Annotated in this window: 3 protein-coding genes and 1 pseudogene; all 4 read right to left on the bottom strand. The window is 60.3% G+C overall.

The features are described 5' to 3' along the window. Positions 1 to 185: 185 nt before the first annotated feature. Positions 186 to 1,049, bottom strand: coding sequence for a TniB family NTP-binding protein (locus AC5Y5O_RS31720; RefSeq protein WP_500028722.1), 864 nt, complete (start codon positions 1,047 to 1,049; stop codon positions 186 to 188). A gap of 167 nt (positions 1,050 to 1,216) precedes the next feature. Further along, on the bottom strand, positions 1,217 to 3,259 hold the full coding sequence (locus AC5Y5O_RS31715) for a transposase family protein (RefSeq protein ID WP_500028721.1): 2,043 nt from the start codon (positions 3,257 to 3,259) through the stop codon (positions 1,217 to 1,219). 88 nt (positions 3,260 to 3,347) lie between these two features. Further along, positions 3,348 to 4,115 carry a TnsA-like heteromeric transposase endonuclease subunit gene (locus tag AC5Y5O_RS31710; protein ID WP_051641696.1) on the bottom strand — a complete coding sequence of 256 codons (768 nt, stop codon included), beginning with the start codon at positions 4,113 to 4,115 and terminating at the stop codon, positions 3,348 to 3,350. Between the two features lie 144 nt (positions 4,116 to 4,259). Continuing rightward, positions 4,260 to 4,601 (bottom strand): annotated as a pseudogene (locus AC5Y5O_RS31705) (TniQ family protein); the annotation flags it as partial.

Raw genomic sequence — 4,601 nt, 5'->3', positions numbered from 1 at the left:
CCGTCAAACCGGAGCCAAATCACGTTGACATTGCGATGTTCGAGGTTCAACCTGGGTCCGCACACCGGTAAACGCACCACACGCCCTGCGACCAGCCATCGCGCGTCATTCCGGTCGAGGAGGTGCGATCGGCGCAGCGGTCACTGGACCATCGCCGTGACTTTGTGCTGGCGTTGCCCAGCTTTTCAGCTGGGTACCAGACGTTGTTCCTCTGCACGTTTGCTCAACGTCACGACGTTGAGATGCCGGAGCAGGATCCTGTGGGTGCCATCAGTGATTGCCCCGATCGTCGCCTCGCAGAGCAGCGCTTTGAGGTCTCCGAGGTAGCCGTGCGTGCGGTGGTAGAGCTCGGCCGCAAGCTTGGTGTGCAGCTCGTTCGGTCGACTTCGCGGCAGATGAGGCAGCAGCAGTCTCTCGAAATCGCGCACGATCACTTGCCAACCGATCCGATCGGCGTCGAGATCGTCGATCTCGTACGGCCCGAACCGATTCAGCCGGAGACGGGCCGCGATTTGTGGGTCATGCACTAGGTCTCGGGCTTCGAGATCGGCACCGATGAGAACAAGTGTGACGCCGATCTGGCCAAGGCGTGTATTGAGGTGCTTGATGTGGTCGAGCACGTCGCGTCCCGATTTCCAGTTCGTCTTGAGCAGGTGAACGTCATCGATAATGACGATCTGTGTTCGGTGTCTTCGAACCGCGTCCATCGCCGCCATCGATATGTCGCGTTTTGCTCCCTCGGCCGAAAGGTGGAAGAACCCCAGGATTGCTGCGTCGACGTCCTTAATCTGGGCAGCGGCGTCGAGGTCGATCCATACAACGGGATCCAGGTCGACTTCCCACCCCGGTTCGGGGCGGATGATCGGCCGCCCGTAGGGGTCCAGTTCGGCGTCAGCGATCCACGCTAAGTACTTCTCGCGCGCCCAACGCATCATCATCGTGCTCTTGCCGGCGTAGTTCGGTCCTGAGAGCGCGGGCAAGCTCTTCGCGCCCGGTGGAGTCAACTTGTTGATTCGAACAATGTGGTCGATAGCGTCGTAGATCGCCACCACGTCGCCGGTGGGCAGAAACAGGCTCTGTAGCCATTCGGTCAAATGGTCGATGTGGCCTGCCCGTTGCTGACGTGTCATTACCTTCCACTGCCGCACGGTGACCGGTTGGGGCTCTGCTGGTGGCTGCATCGTGCAGTAGTCGTGCCATAGCTGGGCATCCACGTTTAGGCACCTTCCGGAAGCTCGGGCCACAGGTCGTGCGCCGGCGATGGCCGCCGTGGGTGTGACCGCGGGGGCTGCACCTGGTCTTGATGCTGCTGCGCCTCGGCGTGATCGGCCTTGGCCTGCTCCACCCGCAACCGGGCAGCGATGAGCTTCTTGCGTAGTTTCGGTTTTGCAGGTGCCTCGGTGATCTGGGTGAGTTCGTCGAGGATCTGGCGCGTGGCGGAATTCCGATTCAAGACCAGGTTTCCGCCTCGGTGGCGTATCCGTCGCCGCGCGGCGTCGACGATCGCCGCTGTCATTGGCGCGACGGTGTGGTCAGAGCCGCGCCATTCAATGGGTTCGACTCGGTTCGTCGCGGGATCGCGAAACCAGATCCGCGAGAGATCTTGCGGATCGTAGAAGAAGGGTGCCGCGCGGTCTTCAGGTCGGAACTGCCCGACTGGCACCGAACGATAGGGCTCAAAGACTTTCAGCGAGTCGTACACCAGGTTCTTGAACTCCACACCGGCGTGGCTGATGGTCCCCCATCGAACCGGGAGGAACTGGTAGATCAGATCCGGATTTTGCGGCACATCGATTCGCCCAGTGAGTTCAGTCATCGCATCCCACATCTCGAGAGGGCACATCCTTGCCTCCTCTTCACCGGGCAGGATCAGGCCCTCATGCGCGCTGCGGTGGTAATCGAGTGCGACGAAACGACGTAAGTGATCCCGCAGCTGCGATGCGGTCAACAGGGGCTCATCGCTAACCAGTCTGCCGCGCTCAGAGGTGTTGCGGCCCTTGTATCCCGGGATCTGCTGCAACCCACGCTGAATGGTTTCGTGCCAACGTTCCACATGTGGGTTGTCGTTGGCCTTGCCGCCGCGATTGAGCATCAGATCGATTCCCAGGGTCGCTAGCAGCGCCCGGAAATGTTGAGAGACGAAGATTGATCCGTGGTCGCATCGGATGGCATCCGGTAGCACGGACGGAACGCCGTGCTCGCCCTGCAGAGTGCTGAAGTCCGGTGCCAGCAGGCGCTTGCCCACCCGTACGGCCACGCCGCGGAGGTCGAGCTGCCCAGGCAGGCCCGCCCACCTCCATTGACTGATGGACGTGCCCTCGACCAGCAATGAGAAGGGGCGGCAGATGTCGTAGAGCAGCAGCCCTGCCTCGATACCATTGGCGCTTCTGGGAACGACGCGTAGCGCGAGAACCACGCGGGTCGCGACATCGATGGCGGTGATGATTTCCACGCTGCATGCGCGGCCGGTCAGTGTGTCGTAGACGAGATTGTCGGCGCGGGTGACGTCGATGGCGACCACCTGGCCCGGGCGAATCGCCGGGTAGTGTTTTGCGCCTGAAACCTTGCGGAGCTTCCGGCTCTTTTGTGCACGCGTCGTTGCTCCTCGCTCCCGTTTGAGGGCAGCCAGGAACTGGCGGGTGATTCTCTGCGGTGCCTGGAAGTCCTCAATCCCGTTTTCCTTCAGTCGAACTCTGGTTCGGCGATCGACCTCCTGGTTGGAGATGGTCGATCGGTCCCCGTCCAAGGTGTCGACTATCTGGGTGGCCACCTGGCGGTATCGCTCGTCGATCAACTCCCAAGACTTGCTTTGGCGAGTACTTCGTGCGTCGATCAGCGCGAGCAGGCCACGCTCTTTGAACCCGCGTACCCAGCTTCTGATCGTGACCGGGCTGTAATGCGCTGTGCTGCAATCCTCGTCCTGGATTCGGCGGGGCGGTTTGCGATCGAGTTGCGCTCCAAGATTCAATTCCATGGCCATCGCAGTGCAGCGCTGGCTCTCCGAAGCCCCACTCGGACCGAACGGCGGTCTCGGCTCGCCAGGACGTGCCAGAGCGGGATGGCCGTCTCGGTAACCGGTCAAGATCTCTTGAACAATTCCCAACTTGAACAGCGCCGACTCGCGGGCTTCGTCGCTGAGGGCGTCCCACCGTGGGCGAAGCGGTTCGCAGAGGGCTGACACTTCGCCGTTGTCAAGGGTGCGGATTGAATCAATTTCCGCATAACCGGTTTTCGTTGTGTCGCCGGAGGCATGCTGCAAGATGACGCCGGCTGCTTCGACTTTGTCGATGACCGCGAACCCTCGATAAGTCAGTACGCGTGTTCCTTCGACAAGGCTGGTACGGCCGCTAGACATGGCTCATCTCCTTGCTCACTACAACGGGTGTGTGCAGCGTCCACGGCACGGTCATGTCGATGTCCAATGCGCCCGTCCACACCATGTGCCAGACCACCGTTTTGAGTTCGCCGGTCCCGTCATCTGCCGAAAGAAGCGAGCCCACCGTCGTGTCGCCACATTCAGCCAGCTGCTGTATCTGTTCCTCGAAATGCGTTGCCCATGGAGGCCTGTGGCGAAATCCGTGCAGCCACAACATGTTCATTCGTTCCGTTACGGTCGTTCCGGCGAACACCGTGTAGCGCCATCCGACCCGCTCGCAGGCACGGCGGGTGACGACGCTCTTGGCCTGAAAGTCGTCGTCTTGCTTTTCTTGCGGTCTGACATCCCATACGGTGACACTGCCATCGATGTGCTGGGTCAATAGGTCGGGGAAGTGGGTAACCGGTTCTTCGGTATGCCATGACAACCGGAATGGTTGGGAAATTATTCGTAAGACGGTGGAGTCACGATCGAGCATGCGAACCAGGTCGTGCTCAAGCCCTGATTCCAGATGTACGACACCAGAATTGGTAAATGTGTAAGCCGACACTGGGATATGGCGATTACTCGCCGACGACCTAGGCGTCCGGATCGGAGCCAGCAGGTCCAGTGGTGGAGCACCTTGGACTTGCCATAGCCATACGGTTTTCACACCGTCGCGGAAACGCAGTGTCCACTCAAGCTGCACGACGCCATCTGCTCCGCCTTGACCATTTTGCCGTGCATTGTTGCGACTCATCGGATTTACCTCCACCTTCGACGTAGGGTCAGGTGCGCCACGATATGCAGTTTGGAGGTAGCTACTGGGTCGATTTTCGAAACTTTTACGTGCATTTTCACTCGTGCACAGCATTTGCTGTGCACTCACGGTTCCGTGTGCCACCTACGAGAAGTCAAGTCCCTCAAGCAGTTTAAGAGGCGGGTGCCAGTACACCGGTTCACTGACTCCCTGCTCCGCAAGGAAGCTCCGTGCACGCTGATCCAGCGCCGCCACCGTCGGCTCGGTCAGGTGCGCCGTGAAAGCGGCCACGAGCTTCGTCAAACTCCAGTAGTCCAACTCGGGGTGGAAATGAAGGGCGAGACGCGGGGACCCACTTATTCGTTCAATCAAATAACAACGCGCGGCCACAACCGAGCTCACCGTCGGCAGCGAGCCAGCATCGCCTTCTACCTGTTGCTGCCAGAAGTCATCGCTGACCAACAGGGAGTAATCGAGCTGGCGGCG

The sequence above is a fragment of the Mycobacterium sp. NGS40 genome, from assembly GCF_059812735.1.
This window is presented reverse-complemented; position numbering and strand designations above follow the sequence as displayed.

What these genes read in the sequence shown, in the direction of transcription:
- AC5Y5O_RS31710 (WP_051641696.1), bottom strand. Translation starts at nt 4,115, where the DNA reads ATGAGTCGCAACAATGCACGGCAAAATGGTCAAGGCGGAGCAGATGGC.